Here is a 2,194-nt window from a genome sequence, read left to right as displayed (position 1 = left end):
GTCTGGCCGCCCCTGGACCGGCTGTCCGCGCAGGACGTGCCGGACGTACTGGCCCTGTCCGAGGACGAGCTCTCCGACCTGCTCGGTGTCGCCGCGACCCGCCTCGGCGCGGCCGGGGTCGCCGTGCACTGGCCCCGGGACCTCGCCCAGGACCTGACCGCGGCCGCGGTCGTCCGCCCGGCTCCGGGCTCGGCCAGGGACGGCACGGGCTTCTTCGAGAGCGGCGAACTGCTGCAGTTCCGCTGGCAGCTGGCACTGGGCGGCGATCCGCTCAGCGAGGCGGAGATGGACGCCCTCGCGGAGGCGCACCGTCCCGTCGTCCGCCTCCGGGACCAGTGGGTGCTCGTCGACCCCGCCCTCGTCCGCAAGGCCCGCAAGCGCGAACTGGGACTGCTCGACCCGGTCGACGCCCTCTCCGCCGCGCTCAGCGGCAGCGCGGAGGTCGACGGGGAAACCGTCGAGGCCGTGCCGGTCGGCGCGCTGGCCACGCTGCGCGACCGCCTGACGGCCGGACTGCGCCCCGCCGAACCGCCGCCCGGCCTGGCGGCCACCCTCCGGGACTACCAGCTGCGCGGACTGGCCTGGCTCGACCTCATGACCTCGCTCGGCCTCGGCGGCTGCCTCGCCGACGACATGGGCCTCGGCAAGACCGTCACCGTCATCGCCCTCCACCTGAAGCGGGCACGCACCGAGCCGACCCTGGTGGTCTGCCCCGCCTCGCTGCTGGGCAACTGGCAGCGGGAGATCGAGCGGTTCGCCCCCGGCGTGCCCGTGCGCCGCTTCCACGGCCCGGACCGCTCCCTGGCCGACCTGGCCGGCGGCTTCGTCCTGACCACGTACGGGACGATGCGCTCGACGGCACCGCTGCTGGCCCGGCAGTCGTGGGGCATGGTCGTCGCGGACGAGGCGCAGCACGTCAAGAACCCGTACTCGGCGACGGCCAGGGCCCTGCGGACGATCACCGCCCCGGCCAGGATCGCCCTGAGCGGTACGCCGGTGGAGAACAACCTCTCCGAGCTGTGGGCCCTGCTCGACTGGACGACACCGGGACTCCTCGGCCCCCTCAAGTCCTTCCGCGCCCGGCACGCGCGCGCGGTGGAGAACGCCGAGCACGGGGAGAGCGCGGAGGCCGCGGCCCGCCTCGCCCGGCTGATCCGTCCCTTCCTCCTGCGGCGCAAGAAGTCCGATCCGGGCATCGTCCCCGAACTTCCCCCCAAGACGGAGACGGACCACCCCGTCCCCCTGAGCCGCGAACAGGCCTCCCTGTACGAGGCCGTGGTCCGCGAGTCGATGCTGGCCATCGAGTCCACGGAGGGCATCGCCAGACGGGGCCTCGTGCTCAAGCTCCTGACCTCGCTCAAGCAGATCTGCGACCATCCCGCGCTGTACCTGAAGGAGGAGCCGGACGGGCACCCCGGCGGTTCGGGGACCGCCCGCCAGGCCGCCCGCTCCGGAAAACTGGCCCTGCTCGACGAGTTGCTGGACACGCTGCTCGCCGAGGACGGTTCCGCCCTCGTCTTCACCCAGTACGTGGGGATGGCCCGGCTGCTCACCAGCCACCTCACGGCCCGCGCGGTCCCCGTCGAACTCCTCCACGGCGGCACGCCGGTCCCGGAGCGCGAACACATGGTGGACCGGTTCCAGAGCGGGGCGACCCCGGTCCTGATCCTCTCGCTGAAGGCGGCGGGCACGGGCCTCAACCTCACGCGCGCGGGACACGTCATCCACTTCGACCGCTGGTGGAACCCCGCGGTCGAGGAGCAGGCCACCGACCGCGCCTACCGCATAGGCCAGACCCAGCCCGTCCAGGTCCACCGCCTCATCACCGAGGGCACGGTGGAGGACCGCATCGCCGACATGCTCGCCTCCAAGCGGGCCCTGGCGGACGCGATCCTCGGCTCCGGCGAGGCAGCCCTGACGGAACTGACGGACCGCGACCTCTCCGACCTGGTGTCCCTGAGGAGGTCCACATGATGTCTCCGACGGGCCGGCAGGATGAGGCGGGCGAGACGGACGGGACGTACGAGGTGGACGGAGCGGCGGCGGACCCGCCGGCCGACGAGGCGTCCCGAACCGACGCGCCGACCCCGGTCCACGGGAATGAGGCGGCCGACGGGACACCCGGGTCCGGTGGGGTCTCCCGGACCGGCGGGGTCTCCGGGACCGGCGGGGCGTCGGCGGCGGAGGGGCCCCG

At 73.9% G+C, this 2,194-nt stretch carries 1 protein-coding gene and 1 pseudogene; both read left to right on the top strand.

All coding sequences use genetic code 11. The features are described from left to right. Nucleotides 1–1,974, top strand: a 1,974-nt coding sequence (locus tag HO151_RS05795) for a DEAD/DEAH box helicase (RefSeq protein ID WP_173895024.1), incomplete at its 5' end; no start/stop codon positions are given. Continuing rightward, nucleotides 1,971–2,194, top strand: a pseudogene (locus HO151_RS07050) (hypothetical protein); the annotation flags it as partial. The gene HO151_RS05795 and the pseudogene HO151_RS07050, both read left to right, overlap by 4 nt.

Source organism: Streptomyces sp. 8P21H-1 (assembly GCF_013302945.1).
The sequence above is the reverse complement of the archived record's forward strand: the minus strand, read 5'-3'. Positions and strand labels throughout refer to the sequence as shown.